The 1,022-nt window shown below is 71.6% G+C and carries 2 protein-coding genes and 1 pseudogene; 2 read left to right on the plus strand and 1 reads right to left on the minus strand.

Features of this window, described 5'->3' with window-relative positions:
- Positions 1-160: 160 nt before the first annotated feature.
- Positions 161-421 (minus strand): annotated as a pseudogene (locus SK571_RS46115) (winged helix-turn-helix domain-containing protein); the annotation flags it as partial.
- Between the two features lie 140 nt (positions 422-561).
- Between SK571_RS46115 and SK571_RS46120 the strand changes: the two are divergent.
- On the plus strand, positions 562-729 hold the full coding sequence (locus SK571_RS46120; RefSeq protein ID WP_319990423.1) for a hypothetical protein: 168 nt from the start codon (positions 562-564) through the stop codon (positions 727-729).
- Between the two features lie 71 nt (positions 730-800).
- The gene (locus SK571_RS46125) at positions 801-1,019 is read left to right on the plus strand and encodes a hypothetical protein (RefSeq protein ID WP_319990424.1); all 219 of its coding nucleotides are present in this window, start codon (positions 801-803) and stop codon (positions 1,017-1,019) included.
- Positions 1,020-1,022: the final 3 nt, after the last annotated feature.

Raw genomic sequence — 1,022 nt, forward strand, 5'->3', positions numbered from 1 at the left:
GCCCAGCCCCGTGCGCGACTCAACGCAGCACAGCTAAGCCGCGACGCTCTACTAGCGGTGTGGCTCGGAACGTTGGCGAGGTAATCCACGCTCAGCGGGGCGGCACTACGATGCACCCGTCTGACCGCGAATTCCCCCGGCAACCTTCCGAGCCACACCACTAGTGCGTTCCCCGGATCCGGTAGCCGATTCCCGGTGTCGTCTCGATGATCGGCGGTTCACCGAGCTTGCGGCGCAACCGGCCCACCGTGACGGCAACGGTGTTGGTGAACGGATCGGCGTGCCCGTCCCACACCCGCTCCAGCAGGGCCTCGGCGCTCAAGAAGCCCGGGGCGGCCTGCAGCAGCGCTTCCAGCACGGCGAACTCCTTCACCGAGAGCGCGAGTTGCCGCCCGTCGCGCACGACGGTCCGGCGCACCGGCACCTTCGCTGCCGGCAGCGTCACGGACACGCGCAGCCCGCCTTCCGGCCGGGCGACCAGGGCGAGGTGTCCGTCGTGCGCGGTGGCGATCGCGGCCACGATGGCTCGGTGAGGGCGGTGCGCGCGGCGTCGAGAAGGCGTTGTCCGGACTGGTGATCGCGCTGGTCATCGTGCTCGTCGTCGCGGCCCGCTACGGCGCCCGTGAGACGCCCCGGCGGGTGATCGCCGCCCAGGCGGTCGTCGTCGGATCGGCCACCTTCGTCACGGGTCTGCTCGCCGCCGGGATCGTCGTCGCGACGACACCGTAGGCGACCTACGTCCGGGTGGTCGCCGGTGTCGCCGCCGCGCTCTGCGCGGTCTTCTCGTACGGGCTCGGCGTGTGGCTGCGCCACGGCTGGGCGGCGATCCTCATCGGCTGGCGCTGGTCGCCGTGCCCTACGCCGTGACCGCGGTGCCACTGCTGCCCGACGAGATCGCGGACTGGCTGCTGCGGCTCACCCCGGAGGCGGGCTTCGCCGTCAAGCAGACGGTGGTGGAGCATCCGCAGGTCACAGCCCACTACGCGCCGTCGGCGGGGTACTTCCCGTTGCCGGGCTAGTCC

This window comes from Lentzea kristufekii, from assembly GCF_033949925.1.
In the GTDB taxonomy this organism is placed as follows: domain Bacteria; phylum Actinomycetota; class Actinomycetes; order Mycobacteriales; family Pseudonocardiaceae; genus Lentzea; species Lentzea kristufekii.